This is a genomic window from Streptomyces sp. NPDC101234, from assembly GCF_044767525.1.
GTDB lineage: Bacteria > Actinomycetota > Actinomycetes > Streptomycetales > Streptomycetaceae > Streptomyces > Streptomyces sasae.
The window spans coordinates 82621-98327 of record NZ_JBIWOA010000033.1 but is presented as its reverse complement, the minus strand read 5'-3'; the positions used below and the strand labels follow the sequence as shown (position 1 = coordinate 98327).

13 protein-coding genes and 2 pseudogenes are annotated in these 15707 nt (G+C 70.6%); 6 read left to right on the top strand and 9 right to left on the bottom strand.

The features are described 5' to 3' along the window. Position 1 precedes the first annotated feature (1 nt). Positions 2-2719: a molybdopterin-dependent oxidoreductase gene (locus ACIRR9_RS42525; RefSeq protein WP_403763917.1), complete on the bottom strand. Its 2718-nt coding sequence runs from the start codon at positions 2717-2719 to the stop codon at positions 2-4. Continuing rightward, positions 2716-3543: an FAD binding domain-containing protein gene (locus ACIRR9_RS42520; protein ID WP_403763915.1), complete on the bottom strand. Its 828-nt coding sequence runs from the start codon at positions 3541-3543 to the stop codon at positions 2716-2718. Before ACIRR9_RS42520 ends, ACIRR9_RS42525 begins: the two co-directional genes overlap by 4 nt. 363 nt (positions 3544-3906) lie before the next feature. On the opposite strand from ACIRR9_RS42520, the gene ACIRR9_RS42515 reads away from it, so the two are divergent. Next, entirely contained in the window at positions 3907-6093 is a 2187-nt protein-coding gene (locus tag ACIRR9_RS42515; RefSeq protein WP_403763913.1) for a SpoIIE family protein phosphatase, read from the top strand. 110 nt (positions 6094-6203) lie between these two features. Here the strand turns inward: ACIRR9_RS42515 and ACIRR9_RS42510 are convergent, their stop codons facing one another. From ACIRR9_RS42510 to ACIRR9_RS42490, 5 genes and pseudogenes are all read right to left on the bottom strand, one after another. Then, a complete protein-coding gene (locus ACIRR9_RS42510) occupies positions 6204-7388 on the bottom strand; it encodes a type III polyketide synthase (protein ID WP_403763911.1) in 1185 nt (394 codons plus the stop codon). Between the two features lie 125 nt (positions 7389-7513). Then, a complete protein-coding gene (locus tag ACIRR9_RS42505) occupies positions 7514-7756 on the bottom strand; it encodes a TetR-like C-terminal domain-containing protein (protein ID WP_403763909.1) in 243 nt (80 codons plus the stop codon). 11 nt (positions 7757-7767) lie between these two features. Further along, positions 7768-7968, bottom strand: a pseudogene (locus ACIRR9_RS42500) (cytochrome P450); the annotation flags it as partial. 15 nt (positions 7969-7983) lie between these two features. Further along, complete coding sequence (locus ACIRR9_RS42495) at positions 7984-8133, bottom strand: hypothetical protein (RefSeq protein ID WP_403763907.1); 150 nt, start codon at positions 8131-8133, stop codon at positions 7984-7986. Positions 8134-9499: 1366 nt separating this feature from the next. After that, on the bottom strand, positions 9500-10510 hold the full coding sequence (locus tag ACIRR9_RS42490; RefSeq protein ID WP_403763905.1) for an NADP-dependent oxidoreductase: 1011 nt from the start codon (positions 10508-10510) through the stop codon (positions 9500-9502). A 135-nt stretch (positions 10511-10645) separates the two neighbouring features. On the opposite strand from ACIRR9_RS42490, the gene ACIRR9_RS42485 reads away from it, so the two are divergent. Then, positions 10646-11191, top strand: coding sequence for a TetR/AcrR family transcriptional regulator (locus tag ACIRR9_RS42485; RefSeq protein ID WP_403763903.1), 546 nt, complete (start codon positions 10646-10648; stop codon positions 11189-11191). Positions 11192-11346: 155 nt separating this feature from the next. Here the strand turns inward: ACIRR9_RS42485 and ACIRR9_RS42480 are convergent, their stop codons facing one another. Next, the gene (locus ACIRR9_RS42480) at positions 11347-12108 is read right to left on the bottom strand and encodes an SDR family oxidoreductase (protein WP_403763901.1); all 762 of its coding nucleotides are present in this window, start codon (positions 12106-12108) and stop codon (positions 11347-11349) included. Positions 12109-12237: 129 nt separating this feature from the next. Between ACIRR9_RS42480 and ACIRR9_RS42475 the strand changes: the two genes are divergently transcribed. The 3 genes from ACIRR9_RS42475 (at position 12238) to ACIRR9_RS42465 (ending at position 14440) form a co-directional block, all read left to right on the top strand. Further along, the gene (locus ACIRR9_RS42475) at positions 12238-13110 is read left to right on the top strand and encodes a helix-turn-helix domain-containing protein (protein ID WP_403763899.1); all 873 of its coding nucleotides are present in this window, start codon (positions 12238-12240) and stop codon (positions 13108-13110) included. 325 nt (positions 13111-13435) lie between these two features. After that, the gene (locus ACIRR9_RS42470) at positions 13436-13801 is read left to right on the top strand and encodes a hypothetical protein (protein WP_403763897.1); all 366 of its coding nucleotides are present in this window, start codon (positions 13436-13438) and stop codon (positions 13799-13801) included. Positions 13802-14035: 234 nt separating this feature from the next. Then, positions 14036-14440, top strand: a complete 405-nt coding sequence (locus ACIRR9_RS42465) for an SsgA family sporulation/cell division regulator (protein ID WP_403763895.1) — start codon at positions 14036-14038, stop codon at positions 14438-14440. Positions 14441-14568: 128 nt separating this feature from the next. Here the strand turns inward: ACIRR9_RS42465 and ACIRR9_RS42460 are convergent, their stop codons facing one another. Further along, entirely contained in the window at positions 14569-15273 is a 705-nt protein-coding gene (locus ACIRR9_RS42460; protein WP_403763893.1) for a TetR/AcrR family transcriptional regulator, read from the bottom strand. A 39-nt stretch (positions 15274-15312) separates the two neighbouring features. Between ACIRR9_RS42460 and ACIRR9_RS42455 the strand changes: the two are divergent. Then, a pseudogene (locus ACIRR9_RS42455) lies at positions 15313-15612 on the top strand (hypothetical protein); the annotation flags it as partial. Between the last annotated feature and the right edge of the window lie 95 nt (positions 15613-15707).

Below are 15707 nucleotides of genomic sequence, written 5' to 3'. Positions count from 1 at the left end.
CTCAGCCTGCCGACACCGACTGCTCCGCGGGGAGCCGGCCGTAGATGCGTTCCGGGGTCAGCGGCAGGGCGCGGTAGCGGACGCCCGTCGCGTCGTGCACCGCGTTCGCGAGCGCGGGGGCGACCGGGTTGATGCAGCACTCCGCCATCCCCTTCGCCCGCACGGGACCCACCGAGTCCGCCGAGCCCACCAGCAGCACCTCGGTGCGGGGGATGTCGGCGTAGGTGGGGATGCGGTAGTTGCGGAGGTTCGGGTTGACCATGACGCCGTTGTCGTCGACGTGGTGGTTCTCGGTCAGCGCGAAGCCGATCCCCTGGGCTACACCGCCCTCTATCTGTCCCCGGACCTGCGCCGGGTTGATGATCACTCCGGCGTCGGCCGCCTGCACGCTGTACAGGATCCGTATCTCACCGGTCACACGGTGCACGGCGACCCGGAACCCCTGGGTGTTGGAGGTGACGCTCCGGGGCGAGCCGTACGCCTTGCGCGCGGCGGTGAAGCGGATGCCGCGCCTGCGGGCCGAGGCGACGAGTTCGGCCAGCGACACCCGCCGGTCCCCACAGCGGACACCGTCGTCGTCCATCGTGCACAGCACGACATGGACGCCGGTCTGTCTCGCGGCGAACTCCAGGATGCGGTCGCGTACGGCGCCCGCCGCCCGCAGGACCGCGTTGCCCGCCACGAAGAGGCCCGCGCTCGCGAAGGCGCCGGTGTCGAATCCCGTGCGGTCGGTGTCCGACTGCACGAGGCGGATCCGGGACGGCGTCGTGCCCAGCTGGCCGGCCGCGATCTGGACATGCGCGGTGGAGGTTCCCTCCCCGAACTCGACGGTCCCGACGGCGAGTTCGTAGATGAGATCGTCACCGAGGGTGACCCAGGCCTCGGAGAGGTGTTCGGTCGGGGGCGCGGTCTCGTGCAGGGAACTCGCGACGCCGACACCGACGAGCCACTCGGGGCCCAGGGACGGCGGGCCGGCCGTACGGGCCAGGGCGTCGCCCACCAGGTCGATGCACTCGGCGAGCCCGTCGTCGGTGAAGACCACGTCGTCGGGGCCGTCGTGCAGGGCGACCAGGGGTTCGCCCGGCCGCACGATGTTGCGCCGGCGCAGTTCCAGCGGGTCGATGTGCAGGGCGCGGGCCAGTTCGTCCATCGCCGACTCCACGGCGAACGCCGGCTGTGTCATGCCGTAGCCGCGCAGCGCCCCGCTCGGCACGGTGTTCGTGTAGACGGAGTACCCGTCGTACTTCTTGTTGGGGCAGCGGTAGATCATGACGGCGGCTCCGCCCGCGAACAGCGTTTCGCCGCCGTGGTTGCCGTAGGCGCCGGTGTTCGACACGTTGCGCACCTGGAACGCGGTGAGCGTTCCGTCGGCCTTCGCGCCGAGCCTGACGGTCAGGGTCATCGGATGCCGCGGGGAGGCCGTGGTGAACTCCTCCTCACGGGTGTACTCCAGGCAGACGGGCCGCCCGGTGTCCAGGGTGGCGAGCGCGACCAGGTCCTCCGCGATCACCTCCTGCTTCCCGCCGAATCCGCCGCCGACGCGCTTGCAGAACACCCTCACCTGGTCCGGGCGGAGCGCGAACAGGTACTCCAGTTTGACCTTCGCGATCGACGGTGACTGCGAACTGGTCCGGACGTTCAGCCTGCCGTCCTGCATCCAGGCGATGGCACCGTGGGTCTCCAGGTGCGCGTGCTGCACCCGCGGGGAGAAGTACGTGCCTTCGTGGATCACGTCGGCCGCGGCGAACCCCTCGTCGACATCGCCGATGTGCGAGTGGAGTTCGATAAGGATGTTGCGGGCGGGGTCGCGGACGAACGGATCGTGGGAGCCGTGCAGTTGAGGTGCGCCGTCGGCCATCGCGGCCTCGGGGTCGAACACCGCCGGCAGCACCTCGTACTCGACGACGAGACGACGGCAGCCCTCCTCGGCCGCACCGACGGTGTCTGCCAGGACCGCGGCGACGCGCTGGCCGGCGAAGCGGACCGTGTCGTCGAGGATGCGGGTGTCGTCCGGGTCGACCAGGTGGTCGGTGTGGATCGCCGTGGTGAAGCGCCTGCGGGGCACGTCCTGCCAGGTGTAGACGCGGTGCACGCCGGGCACCGCGAGGGCCGCGCCCTTGTCGATCGAGCGGATCCGGGCGTGTGCGTGGGGCGAGTGCAGCACCTTCAGGTGCAGCATGCCGTCGATGTGGGTGTCCATGGTGAACTCGGCATGCCCCGTCACCACGTCGTGGCCTGCGGGCGCGCCGACGCTCGTCCCGACGGCCTTGCCCGGTGCCGCCGTCTCCACCGCGCCGACGCCCTTCACCGCGTCCTCGATCGCCCGGTATCCGGTGCAGCGGCAGAGGTTGCCCTTCAACGCCCGTGCCAGATCGGCCTTCTGTTCCTCGGTGAAGGTCGCCGACGTCATGATCATCCCTGCGGTGCAGAAACCGCACTGGAACCCGGGGGCGTCCTCGAACTGCCGTTGCATGGGGTGCGGGACGCCGGGCCGTCCCAGGCCCTCGATCGTGGTCACCTCACGGGCGTCGGCACGGAACGCGGGGGTGATGCAGCTGTGCACCGGTGCGCCGTCCAGCCACACCGTGCAGGCGCCGCAGTCGCCCGCGTCGCATCCCTTCTTGACGCCGAAGTGGCCGAGTTCGCGCAGGAAGGTGCGCAGGCACTGGCCGGGGGCCGGTTCCCGGTCGAATCCCCTGCCGTTCACGAGGTAGCTCATGCCAGGTCCCCAGCCGTGAGTTCGCGGCGGATCTCCTCGGCGAAGTGCCGGGTCAGATGGCGACGGTGGTCGGGGGTCCCGTTGGGATCGGCGAACCAGACGTCGTCGGGCACCGCGTCGATGTGCCGCCGCACGGTCCGGGCATCGGGCAGGCGGTCGAAGGCGATCCGGACCGGCCGTGTGGTGCCGGCGGTGACGGTGAGCAACAGGTCGCCCCCGCCCGGCCGTTGGGTGCCGACGAGGAACACCGTCGAACGGCCGAGCCGGGTCAGCGTGAAACGACGGTGTGCGGTGCGTCTGCACAGCGCGTGGCGCGGGACGATGATGCGCCGGAGGATCTCCCCGGGGGCGAGGATGTTGCGGTGGTCGCCGGTGACGAAGCCGAGGGCGTCGACGAAGCGTATGGAGCCGTCGGCCGCCCACAGTTCGTACCGCGCCTCCAGCGCGACCGTCAGCGTGATCATCGGGCCGGCCGGCAGGGACATGCAGATGTTGCCGCCGACCGTCGCCGCGTTCCAGACCTTGAACGAGGACAGGAACGCCTCACAGCTCTGCCGGAAGACAATCCCGGCGGTCCACTCCTGCGGCCAGGGGAAGGCGTACAGGTCGTGGATGGTGCAGGTGGCGCCGATCTCCAGGGCCACGTCCGTCACGACCAGAGGCTCCCAGCGCAACGCCGTCAGGTCGATCAGGCGCCGCAGGTCCGGCTGCTCGGTGGAGTAGAGCCATGTTCCGCCGGCGAGCCAGGCGTCGCCCTCGCGCCAGTCGGTGCCCGGCCGCCCGGGCGGTCGCCGGACCACTTCGGTGATGGTGTTGAGGTCCATGAGAACCGACCTACCGGCCACTGAAACTTTTGTCATAGTTTATCGCAGCATGCGCACAGCGGCCCGACCGAAGGAAGCCGAAAGTGTCCGACTCGGCACGTTCAGTAACCGGGTGTTCCTGCGGTCCTGCGCCGGAAACCTGCCGCCCCGCCCGACAACTCACGGCGCGTCACGTCTCCGATCCCATGATCGAATGCAGGTGCGGACGTCATGGCCCATGCCCTTCCAGCAGCCTTCACCCCTTCGGCGAGCAGGGTATTTGTGCTACTCATGAGATGTGCGGTGCGGGATCTCGGGGCTCGACCGCATGAACTCGGGAACGTCTTCCGGCGCGCGCCGGAGTCAACGAACTGTGTGAGGCGCATGGATCCCACGCCCTCCCCTCCCCCCTCTTCCTCCGCTTCGCCGTACGACATGGTGAGCGGGGCCCTGGCGGACTACATCCCGAGGGCCGGAACGACGGCGGCCGCAGGTCGTGCCGCTCCGTCGGGGGGCCACCACGCGCGCCGGCCCTCGGGCGCCGGCGAGGAGAGCGAGGACGAGGAACAGATCCTCGGGGTGGTCAACCTCGACCGGGAGCTGAGGATCACCGGCTGCAACCTGGACGCCGCGCCTTTCACGGGGGTGAGTGTCGCGCCCGGGTCCGCGTTCGTCGACCTGCTGCCGCCCGGGGACGTCCCGACGGTGACACAACGGCTCCGGAGAGTTCTGGACACCAAGGAGGCGCACGTCGCCCGGGTCCAGAGCCTGCGGCGGGACGACGGCACCGAGCTGCTGGTCTCGCTGAGCATCCTGCCCGCCGCGCCACCGCAGCAGGGCCTGACGGTCTCCCTGATCGCGATGGCCAAGCGGCTGCACCTGTACGCCTCCGCCACCGCGATCGGGATGTCGCTGGACATCGGGGAGACCGCGCAGTCCCTGGCCCAGTCCCTGCTGGCGTGGGGGGACGTGGCCGCCGTGGACCTCGACTACGCCGTGTGGACGGGCGAGGCGGTCACCGAACAGACGCACGAGCGCATCCGGCTGCGGCGCGCGGCCCTGGCGCCGGACCGGGCCTGGCCCGAGGGGTACCTGACCCCTGGGGACAACCTTCCCCGTGAGGCGAGCCGTCTGCTGGCCGGTGCGGTGATGCGTGACGACGTTCCCCGGGCCATCGTCATGTCCGACCGTGAGGCGATCGAGCAGACTCTCGCCGATCCGCACCTGGTGCGCGCGATGGTGCCCGGAGACCGGCCGGTGAGTGTCGCCTGCATCCCGCTGGTCGTGGAAGGACCCGAAGGCGCACCGGGGGCCGTCGTACTGGGCGTGACGGAGGTCTGGCGGCGGCCGGATCGCCTCTTCAACGAAGGTGAGCTGCTCGACCTGCAGGAACTCGTGGCCAAGACCGCCCGTCATGTGGACCTGGCCCGCCAGCATCAGCGTGAGCACGCCCAGGTGCTGGCGCTGCAGCGGCGGCTGCTGCCTCGGGCGGGCAGCGACACCATCGAGGTCGCCAGCGTCTACGAGCCCACCACCCCCGACAGTGCGGGCGTCGGCGGTGACTGGGTGAACAGCTTTCCGCTGCCGGGTGACCGTACCGCGCTGGTGGTCGGTGACGTGGTGGGGCACGGCCTGGGGGCCGCGGCGGCCATGGGCCAGCTGAGCATGGAGGCCCGTGCGCTGCTGTCGGCGGGGCTGGGCCCCGGAGAGGTGCTGGAGCGTCTGGACGAGACGGTGACGCTGCTGGACGACTCGGACGCGGGCCTGGCGGCCGGCTACAGCGCGCTGGGCTCGACGTGCTGCATCGCGGTCTACGATCCGGTCGACCACCAGGTGGCGATCTCCAACGCCGGGCACCTGCCCCCGGTCCTGGTCCATCCCGACGGGTCCGCCAAGACGGTCGCGGCGCAGCCACACCCGGCGCTGGGAGCCGAGTTCGTCGTACGGGAGCCGTTCGACGTCCAGGAGTTCGCCGCCCCGCCCGGCTCGCTCCTCGTCCTCTACACCGACGGTCTGGTGGAGGATCCGGCGGCCTCGATCGACGAGGGCCTCGGCCGGCTGACGAACGCGGTGCGCGAGGTGCATCCCTGGGACGATCTGCAGCAGGCCGCGCGTCGCGTGGTCGCCGGTCTGACCCCGCCGGGGCATCTGCGGGACGATGTGACCCTGCTGCTCGCCCGGATGACCGGCCGCCGCGGCCGGGACACCGCCACCTGGCAGCTGCCCGCCCGCGACGACACCGCCGCCCGCACCCGCGCCCTGGCCTCCCCCCTCCTGCGGCGCTGGCACATCGGCGGCCAGGCCCGGGACAGTGCGCTGCTGGTGATCAGTGAACTGGTCACCAACGCCGTCCGGTTCGGCGCCGGGCCGGTCACGGTGCGGCTGGTGAAGAGCGGGAGTCTGCTGTCGTGCGAGGTCGGCGACGCCGGCAACGGCCGGCCGCGCCTGCACCGTGGTGGGCTGCTCGACGACAGCGGGCGGGGTCTGCACGTCGTCCACAAGCTCACCACCCGCTGGGGGGTGCGGTGGACCGAGACCGGCAAGGCGGTGTGGGCGGAACTGGAGACATGACGCCCGCGCCGGGGCGAGACCGGGACAGGGCCCGGAGACAGGACCGGAACAGAGCCCAGAGCCGAGACCGGAACAGAGCCCGGATGCGCGGGGCGGTGGCGTGCTTCCGGTTACAGCCACTCCCCTTCCACGGCCGTGGCCGTCAGTCCGGGCGCGGCCGCGTACAGGAGGGTGCGGCTGCCCGACTTCTGGCCGGCGTCGTGCGCGCGCCGCAGGATGTCGAGCACGGCGGCGCCGCCGCGGTTGCCCGTGGTGTAGCTGTCCCGGCTGTAGTCCAGCAGCCCCGTGGGCCACGCGTCGGGCATCGTCTCTTCCATGTACTCCAGCACTCGTGTCCCGCCGGGATGCGCGAGCAGCAGATCGGGATGCCAGGGTTGCCGGTCGTCCTGGTGGCGTATGCGCAGCCACTCCCACATCGCGGCGACCGTCTGCTGGACGGCACGCGGCCCACGACGGTCCATCACGAAGTGCGTGCCGTCGGCCCGGGTTTCCAGCCGGTGCAGGTCCGTGGTGCCGAGCAGTGTGTGGTGCCAGACCGCGTCCAGTCTCAGGACGGACTCCGTCCTGGGGTGCCCTGTGACCACCACGGCGGCGGCGGTGTCCGCGAACAGCAGCCGGACGATCAGCGATTCCAGGGTGTCGTCGGCAGGCTGGTAGGTCGTGCTCAGCGCCTCCGATATCACCACCAGCACCACCCGGTCCGGGTCCGCGGCGACCAGGTCGGCCGCCAGCGCCAGCGATCGGGTACCGGCGATACAGGCCCACTGGGTGGCGGGGAGCAGCAGCACGTCGGCACGGAGCGGAAGGCGGTTGAGCAGGGACAGGTCCAGCCCCGGCAGGGCCGGGGTGGTGGAGTGACTGGTGATCAGACAGTCGACGTCGGCGGATTCCAGTCCGGCGGCTCGAAGGGCCCGACGCGCCGCGTGCTCGCCGTATGTCTGCACGGCCGCCCAGGCCGGCGCGGTGCGCTCCTGGACGGTCTGCGGCGCCGGTACCGCCTCCAGTGCGGCGATCACGCGGTTCACCTCCTCGTCGGTGAACCCGCGGCCGGCCAGCGCCTCACGAGCCTGACCGGCGCCGGGAGTTCGCAGGCCGCTCCCGCTGCCGGGCGCGGCAGCCGTCTCCAGCGGCAGCATCCAGCCTCGCGAGGCGATCCCCGTACTCGCGGCGATGCCGTCGATCCGCGACAGCCACGGTGCCTGTGGGTGCCGCGTCCGCACCTCCGCCAGGATCTGGCTTGTCTCCACGGCGTGTTCGCCGTGCAGTACGACCGGAGGACACAGGTAGGCGCCCATAGCACACAGCTTTCCCAGCAAGCCCACGGATGACGTGAAGTGTCTCAAACCTGCCTGATCCAGGAGGCTGCGGTCAAGACACCGTCATAGCCGCCTACTTGACATTCTCCTACCTTTCGCCCATGTCACGGGCGAAGGACGCCGTGAACTCGGTGGCACCGAGAACCTCTTGAGGCGGCTCTTTCAGCCGCCAGCGTGCCGCGCGGGCTTGTCAATAACAAGGTGGACGAGGTGTTCCGCGAGGTCGGCGTCGAGGGGGAGCCGGTCATGAGCCGCCGGTAGAGGATGGTCCCGGCCCAGACGTCCTGGACGAGGTCCGTGTCGAGGCCGTCGGGAAGAGCGCCCCGCCGGACGGCGCGGCGCAGCATGACGGCGATGTTGTGTCGGGGTCGAGGGTGTCCCAGCGTTCCGGACGGAACTCCGAGGGGTCCTCGCTCAGCTTCGGATTCCGGTGCGAGAGGAGGGGCAGCAGGAGCACACCGTCGCCCGGGGTGATCCGCGGGTCGGCGGCAGGGTATTCGGCGGAGGCGTAACGCAGGATGTTCCAGGACGGGGGCAGCAGCCGCATGGCCTCGTAGATGCCGGCCAACTGCCGTCACGGGTCCCGGTTCCAGATCAGGCACCAGTAGTTGCCGGCCCGTCCGGTGCCCACCGACGTGAGGCCGCTCGGGATCAGCGCCGGATCCGGCTGGCCGAAGGCCGACAGAGAGCAGGCGGAGTCGCCGACCACCCCGGCGTCCGCCATGCGCCTGGCAGCGGCAGTTGCCGCCTGGCTCGTGTACCACCGTGTCGACGGTGCCAAGGGTGGCGACGGTGTCGGCTGCGGTGACGGTGGCAATGGCGATGCCGATGGCAATGCCGGTATCAGTGTCGGTGTCGACGGTGGTCTGGGAGGGGCCGTCGAGGGTTGTGCCGACGGGGACGGTCTCGGAAGCGACGTCAGGGGTCGTGCCGACGGCGAGCTCGGAAGCGACGCCGGGGGCTGCGCAGACGGCGAACTCTGAGGCGAGCTCGGTGTCACCGGCGACACTGGTGACACCGGGGGCACCGGAGGCACCGGAGGCACCGGAGGCACTGGTGTGGACGTCGGTGGGGTCATCGCCGACGGCTTGGCTGCCGCGGACTGTGCCGGAGTCGGCTTCGGCCTCGGCTTCGGCCTCGGTGGGGGCGGTGGGGCGGCTGTCGTCGTGCCCCGTGTCGGCCGGGGTCGTTCGCTGGACGGTGTCGGTTGCTGGGGAGGGCTGCTGGACGGTGTCGGGGTGGGCTGCGGCGTTCGGGGAGGCGTGGGCAGTGTGATGGCCGACGGCGTCGGCCGGGGCGTGCCGTGCTCATGCGTCACCAACGCCCAGATACCGATGCCGCCGAAGATGAGCACGGCTGCACCGCCCGCGATCCACGGGGCCCGCCGATGTGGGCGTCGGTGACGGTTCATGGTTCCTACTGTCCGAAAGCGACTGCAGTGCTGCCACTCGTGCTGCGTTCGGCTTTTCGGGTGACGGCCGCACTCAACCCGCCCGGCACCGGGGCTCTGCTCACCCCGCACACGCCACCGCCGGCCGGGGCCACCCCCGCAACGCGCCTTTCTCCACCACGCCCTCGTACCCGAGCGCCGTCAACTGCTCCACCGCGCCCGGTGTCGCCGCCACCCGGGTCTCCCCGGCGGGCTCCGCCCCCGCCCCGAGACATGCCGCCGCAGGCGTTGCGTCGAGGTAGGTGCTTCCCCAACCGTCGGGCGCACATGTCGTCGTGTCAAACCTCGCTGGGTTCGGTTGTCGGGTGAAAGCCGGGGCGCGGTCGGTGGAAACGGCCGCGCAGCAGCCGGTTAAGGGCGCAGCGCATGCCGCTCATGTCAGGTACTCCGCCATTGGGCGTCCGCGATGGGGCCGTCTCGGTGATTTCCTGCGGCGAACCGAGCCGAACCGAGCCGAACCGAACCGAATCGAATCGAACCGAGGCGCGCCGACCGAAGGGGCCGGTTCGGCTCGCCGCTGCGGGCATCGCGGCCGCCTGGTCGCCGGAGGCGCCCTCAAGGTCTCCGCATGGGCGTCCCGGCGGGCACTCGTACCCGAGGGGGGGCCGCCGGACGCGCAGGTGGAACGGGGGGTTCGTTCCTAGGCGACGGTGAGTACGATCTTGCCCTGGATGTGCCCACGGGAGGCGCGCTCGTGCGCCGCGCGGGCGCCCGCGAGCGGAAACGTGCTGTCGATCGCGACGCGAACCGTGCCCGCGTCCAGCAGGCGACCCACTTCGGCGAGCTGCGGGCCGTGCGAGCGGACCTGGGTGCCCGAGACCGTGACACCCAGCTTCGCGGTCTCCTCCTCGTCGTACTCACCGAAGAACACCGGGAACAGGGCACCGCCGCGCTTGAGCGTGCGCAGGAAACGGCTGCTCTCTCGGCCGCCGACGGCATCGAGGACCAGGTCCACGCCGTTCACGAGTTCCTCGGGACGGCTCTCGGTGTAGTCGATGAACTCGTCGGCGCCCAGCTCGCGCAGGAACGCCTCGTGTGCGCCCGACGCCACCGCGATGACATGGGCGCCCTTCCACTTCGCCAGCTGCAGTGCGAAGTGCCCCACGCCGCCCGCGGCCCCGTTGACCAGCACCGTCGTACCGGCGCCGAGGGCCACCGGGCGGTGCCGGGCCTCCTGGAAGGGCGAGGGGTGCTCGTGTCCGAGCTCGATCAGGAACTGCCACGCCGTCAGCAGGGACATGGGCGCCCCGGCGGCGTGCACATGATCGATACCGGCCGGCTTGCGTGCGAGGTCCGACGCGGGTGCGGCCACGTACTGGGCATACGCCTGGCCGTCGAAGCCGGGAAAGCGGAGGAGGCCGAAGACCTCGTCGCCGACGGAGAAGCCCTGTACGTCCGCGGCGACGGCCTCGACGACGCCCGACACATCCGTCCCCGGGACGACGGGCAGGTCGAACTTCGGCCGCACCTCCGGGGGAATGTTGCTCAGCCCGTCGCGCAGGTACCAGTCCGGAGGATTGACGCCGACCGCGTGAACGCGGACGAGCACCTCACCCGGCGCCGGCTCGGGCACCGCCACCTCCTCGTAACCGAGAACCTCAGGGCCACCGTGCTCATGCAGCCGGATCGCCTTCATCGTGCGTGCTTGCATCGTCTTCTCCTGCCCCTGCCTGGAGGTACGCTTAGCGGATCAGCGATCCGGTTATCCGGATCACTGATCCGAATATATGAACCACTGATCCGGATCGTCAACCGAACCATCGCTCCGGATAGCCGGGAGGGGCAGATGCGGGCCGACGCCAGAAAGAACCGCGACCACCTGCTCGCAGTCGCGGGCACCGTCATCACCGAGCAGGGCACCGAGGCATCCCTACGCGACATCGCACGCAGGGCCGACATGGGGCTCGCCACCCTGCTCCGCCACTTCCCCACCCGCGAGGCACTGCTCGACGCCCTGCTCCGCACGAGCTTCGACGAGCTGACGGCACGGGCGGGTGAACTCGAAGCGTCCAGCCCACCCGAAGACGCCCTCGTCTCCTGGCTGCGCGACTGCGTCGCCGTCGCACACGAATACCGGGGCGTTACGGAGCTGATGGCGGCCGCCGTCGAGGACCCCGAGTCCGCACTCCATGCCTCGTGCGTCACCATGCGCGCAGCCGGCACCGGCCTCCTCACCCGCGCCCAGACCGCCGGCACAGCACGGACCGACATCGACGGCACCGACCTGTTCGCACTGATCGCGGCGCTCGCCTGGCTCGCCGACCAACCCTCCCTCGCACCACGCGCCGATCACCTCCTCGAAGTCGTCGCGAACGCGATCCTGACGAGCTGACGGGTTTTACGAGCTGACGCCTCCTCGGCCTCGGGCATCGGGTCGCGCCGACCGGGGCCCGGCGCCGTATGTCGGCATCCAGGGGAACGGTCCAGAACTCGTACGCAAAGCCAGGTGAGCGGGTGAGTGGGTGAGTGAGTAAGCGGGCACGTGGGTCAGGCTTGGCGGCCGGGGAGCATGGCCAGGGCCTGGGAACGCTGTGCGACGAGGCCGTCGTACGTGCCGTCGCGCTCGGCCCAGCGGTGCACAAGCACCCGCTCGACCAGAATCTCGTCAGGGGTGGGGTCCTGTGAGAGCAGGTGCATGACCTCGGTGGTGAAGTCGTCGAGGGGCAGCGCGTGCGGGTTCACCTTCTCCTGGCCCGCGGTGGCGACGGCCGGAGGGACGAGCTCGACGACGCCGACACCGGTGCCGTCGAGTTGCACACGCAGTGCCTCTGAGTAGGCGTGCACCGCGGCCTTCGAGGCGGCGTAGCTGGGCATGAGCGGGAACGGCAGGAAGGCGATGCCGGAGGTGACGGTGACGAAGGTGCCGGCGCCCCGCCGGACCAGATGGGGCGTGAAGGCGTCGACGACCCGGATGGTGCCGAACAGGTTGGTGTCGATGGTCGTCAACGCCACCTCGAAGTGCGCGGGGTCGCGCAGGTCCTCCAGGAGCATGACGCCCGACATGGTCACGACGGTGTCCAGTTCGGGGTACCGGGCGAGCACGGCGTCACGGGCGGACGTGACGGAGGCGTGGTCGGTGACGTCGACGGCGAACGTGCCGAAACCTTCTCCGGCGAGCGCCGCGAGTGCCTGCGGACTCCGGCCGCCGACGGCGACGGTGCTGCCCGCCGCGGCGAACCGGCGGGCCAGCTCGCGCCCGATGCCCGAGGTTCCGCCGACGATGAAAACGGTGCGGTTGGAGAGGTCCACGAGATCTTCCCTTCTCGAAACGATGTCACCGCAGTCTTGGCGGAATCCACCGGCCGGGGCAGGTCCCCCGCCTTCCCTGGTCCTGTCAGGGCCCCCGCTGAGGCACCCGCACCGCATTACGGTGTCGGTATGAAGGACGAGGACTCCGGCAACCGGCTCGGCAGCTACCTCCGCGCCCGGCGTGAGCTGGTCTCCCCCGCGCAGGCAGGACTCCCGCCCGGCGGCAACCGCCGCGTGCCCGGCCTGCGCCGTGAGGAAGTCGCCCTGCTCGCCGGAATCAGCCCCGATTACTACCTGCGCCTGGAACGGGGCCGTGACAAGAACCCCTCACCCCAGGTCCTCACATCACTCGCGCGCGTCCTGCACCTCGACGACATCGAACAGACGTATCTGCTCGGCCTGGCCGCGGCACGCCCCAGGGCGCCGCGCCGCAAGCGGCCCGAGCAGGTACCGGCGCGCGTGTACGAGTTGCTCGCCCACCTTCAGATCCCCGCGTTCGTCGAAGGGCGCGCGTTCGACGTGCTGGCCTCCAACGCCATGGCCGTCGCGCTCTCCCCCCGCCTGAGGCCCGGACAGAACCGGCTCCGTTCCCTCCTCCTCGATCCCGAGGAACGGGCCTTCCACCAGGACTGGACCAAGGCCACCGCCGACTTCGTCGCCGCCCTTCGCACCACCGTCGGGGACGACACCGACAACCCCCGGTTCGTCGAACTCGTCGGCGAACTCGCCTTGTCCAGCCAGCGGTTCCGTACTCTGTGGGCCCGCCACGACATACGCGGCCTCGACGGAGGCACCACCACACTCCACCATCCCGTCGTCGGTGAACTACGCCTCCACCGCGACAAACTCCCCGTCGACGACGTCATCCTCGTCGTCTACTACCCCGACAAGGACAGCGAGAGCGACGAGAAGCTGCGGCTCCTCGCCGCACTCTCGGACACCGGGTCCGCCGGCACGGCGCACGACAGACCGGCGGACGGCCCGCACCTCGGTACACCCTGACGAACACCAGCCGTCCGGCGACACAGACAGAGTCCGCGTCGCCGTATGCCCCGCTGAGCGCCGGAGCCGTCCCCGACTGCGCCATCGGGCAGTGCGGCTCGACCACGATCACCGAGCCCGGCTCCTTCCCGACGTGCTGTGATGGGCTTCACCGTAAACATGAGGCACCCCTCGGGTACGGTGGATCGCGCCGAACATGAGGACCCCCTCCGGATGTCCCGCACAGTTCGGCACCCGGCTGATCCGGAATTCCCGGTTCGCACAACACGGACATGACAGCGGCCGCCACGTCGGCGGAACCGCGGCACATCACAAGGAAACGACTATGAACAAGTGGATCAGGCGCGCCTCGATCGCTGTTGCTTCCACGGCACTGGCCGGCGGAGCCCTTCTCGGAGCCGGCGGCTCGGCGTCGGCGGCGACGGCCCCGGAACCGGTGCAGCACGCACAGTCCTCAAGCGCCGCCTTCGCTTCCGGCAGCGACCGCGGCACTCTCCGTGCGGACGAATACCAGAACGGTCACCACGACGACCGGTACCAGGAGCACCACCGCGCCGGGGAAGAGCGTCGGGACGGTCGCCACCTGTACGTCCGGGACGGGCACCGTCGGGACGAGACGACGACGTGGTACGGCGTCGGGGGCGGCCGCTGGTACGTGGACCAGGTCGCGTGGTACCTGCAGCAGCGGTGACGGGGCCGCAGGTCATCACGGTCGGTTTGACGAGCTGCAACGGCGTGGCCGGGGACTGCGTCGTTGCGACTCGTCAAGCCGACCGCGAGAAGCCGACCGCGCGCCGATCCGGCATCGGTCCCGGGCCGGCGAAGTCGCTTCCTCGCCGAACCGTGCGTCGAAGCACGTGGAGAGCGAGCGCAGTGCCGGGCGAGCAGGACATGGGAGCGAGGGACAGTGAGATCGGTCAGAGCCGTGGCGCACGAGCTGCCCGTGCAGTTTGTCGTGTCACACGACCTGTCGGTGCCGATGCATGCAGCACTGCGATACGAAGCGGATGACCCCTATGCCGTCCGCGCCGTCTTCCAGCCCCTGGGCGAGGGAGCAACGGTCGAGTGGTTCTTCGGTCGCGACATGCTGACTCAGGCCCTGAGGGAGCACACCGGGCACGGAGACGTCCGCATGTGGCCGGCCGTCGGCTCGGGACGCGACGTGGTGTACATCGCTCTCCACGCACCCGCGGGATCGGCCCTGCTCGCGTTCCCCGCGCAGGGCGTGGAATCCTTCCTGCGCGAGACGTGGTCCGTGGTCGCGCCGGGGACCGAATCCGGTCGGCTCGACCTGGACGCCGAGCTGACACAGCTGCTGGCGGAAAGCTGAACGCGGCCCCCTGACGGAGACGCCCTCGCAGGCCTGAGTGAGCCCGATGCCGACAGCGGCACCGGGCTCACCATGTGTGTCCCGTTGCCCGGCGTCTCCCGTTGCCCGGCGGCCTCACCTGCCGGGGCTCATGCCCCCTCGTCGCACTCGCGGCATTCCTCTTCGGGGCATTCGAGAGTGGTGAGGGTCTGATCGACCTGCTCGGGCGTCAGCGGCGGCTCTGGCAGCTCGTGGGCGCACTGGGCACGGAAGGCGTCGAGCATCAGGTGAAGGTGGCGGCGCCAGGCGTTGGGAGCGACGGCACGTGTGGCCTGAATGATCCCGGCCTGGGACCAGACCACGAAGGCGAGGTCTTCCGGGGTGACATCGTCGCGGAGGACACCCTGCTCCTGGGCGCTGCGGAAGATCTGAGCGGCCCGTTCTTCCGTGCGCTCGAACAATCCCCTGCTGAGCGCGTGGATCGGCAGCCGGGCCGACACAAGGTCGTTGAAGGCACGGTCACAGGCCAGCAGTTCGCAGAGCTTTTCCAGGTAGTGGCAGAAGCCGTCCCAGGCGTCGTCCATGGCCGCGGCCTCCTCGGCGGCGGCCAGCAGATCCGTGAACTTCGCGGTGAACAGCACCTCGACCAGGTCGAGCCTGCGGGGGAAGTGCCGGTAGAGCGTCCCGATCGCGACGCCCGCCTCACGGGCAACACCCTCCAGGGAAGCGTCCAGCCCTTGTTCGGCGAAGGCCTTGCGGGCGGCGGCCACGATCGCGTCCCTGTTGCGCTGCGCGTCACGGCGCAGCGGCTTGGCCGGCCCCTGGGACGCGGACAGGACGTGCTGCTGGCTCATGCATCGAGGCTAACATGAGGGCCCCCTCGAATTCAGACTGTGACCCCTCTCACGTCATGGACACGGCGGAGCAACACACCCATCTCCCTCGGCGGACGCAGACCATCGCCCCCGTCCGCGGACACCCCGCTCCGCGCGGTCCTGACCCGAGCCCAGCAGGACGCCGCCGCCCGGAACCGGCAGCAGATCCGTCCGTCCCAGCACATCGACGACCTCGACGCGGACGTCATCAGCCTGGAGGCCGCCAGCTCCCACATGCAGGTCGCCCGGGAACTCGCCGCACACGGCTACCCGCGCGAGGCAGGCCCCGGTGTCCACGACGATCACTCCCCTCGCGCGCCGAGGGCGCAGGCGTGGCGCGTCGCCCTGACAGGTTCCTGCGGGCCGGGGCCCGGCCGGCGCACAGCCGTCGTGGCTGGCCTGCGCTGCATCCG

Excerpts from the sequence above, each read along its gene's own strand:
- ACIRR9_RS42520 (WP_403763915.1), bottom strand. The coding sequence starts at position 3,543 with ATGGACCTCAACACCATCACCGAAGTGGTCCGGCGACCGCCCGGGCGG.
- ACIRR9_RS42490 (WP_403763905.1), bottom strand. The coding sequence starts at position 10,510 with ATGCAAGCACGCACGATGAAGGCGATCCGGCTGCATGAGCACGGTGGC.
- ACIRR9_RS42470 (WP_403763897.1), top strand. The coding sequence starts at position 13,436 with ATGAACAAGTGGATCAGGCGCGCCTCGATCGCTGTTGCTTCCACGGCA.
- ACIRR9_RS42485 (WP_403763903.1), top strand. The coding sequence starts at position 10,646 with ATGCGGGCCGACGCCAGAAAGAACCGCGACCACCTGCTCGCAGTCGCG.
- ACIRR9_RS42510 (WP_403763911.1), bottom strand. The coding sequence starts at position 7,388 with ATGGGCGCCTACCTGTGTCCTCCGGTCGTACTGCACGGCGAACACGCC.
- ACIRR9_RS42515 (WP_403763913.1), top strand. The coding sequence starts at position 3,907 with ATGGATCCCACGCCCTCCCCTCCCCCCTCTTCCTCCGCTTCGCCGTAC.
- ACIRR9_RS42525 (WP_403763917.1), bottom strand. The coding sequence starts at position 2,719 with ATGAGCTACCTCGTGAACGGCAGGGGATTCGACCGGGAACCGGCCCCC.
- ACIRR9_RS42505 (WP_403763909.1), bottom strand. The coding sequence starts at position 7,756 with ATGCTGCGCCGCGCCGTCCGGCGGGGCGCTCTTCCCGACGGCCTCGAC.
- ACIRR9_RS42460 (WP_403763893.1), bottom strand. The coding sequence starts at position 15,273 with ATGAGCCAGCAGCACGTCCTGTCCGCGTCCCAGGGGCCGGCCAAGCCG.
- ACIRR9_RS42495 (WP_403763907.1), bottom strand. The coding sequence starts at position 8,133 with ATGGCGGACGCCGGGGTGGTCGGCGACTCCGCCTGCTCTCTGTCGGCC.
- ACIRR9_RS42475 (WP_403763899.1), top strand. The coding sequence starts at position 12,238 with ATGAAGGACGAGGACTCCGGCAACCGGCTCGGCAGCTACCTCCGCGCC.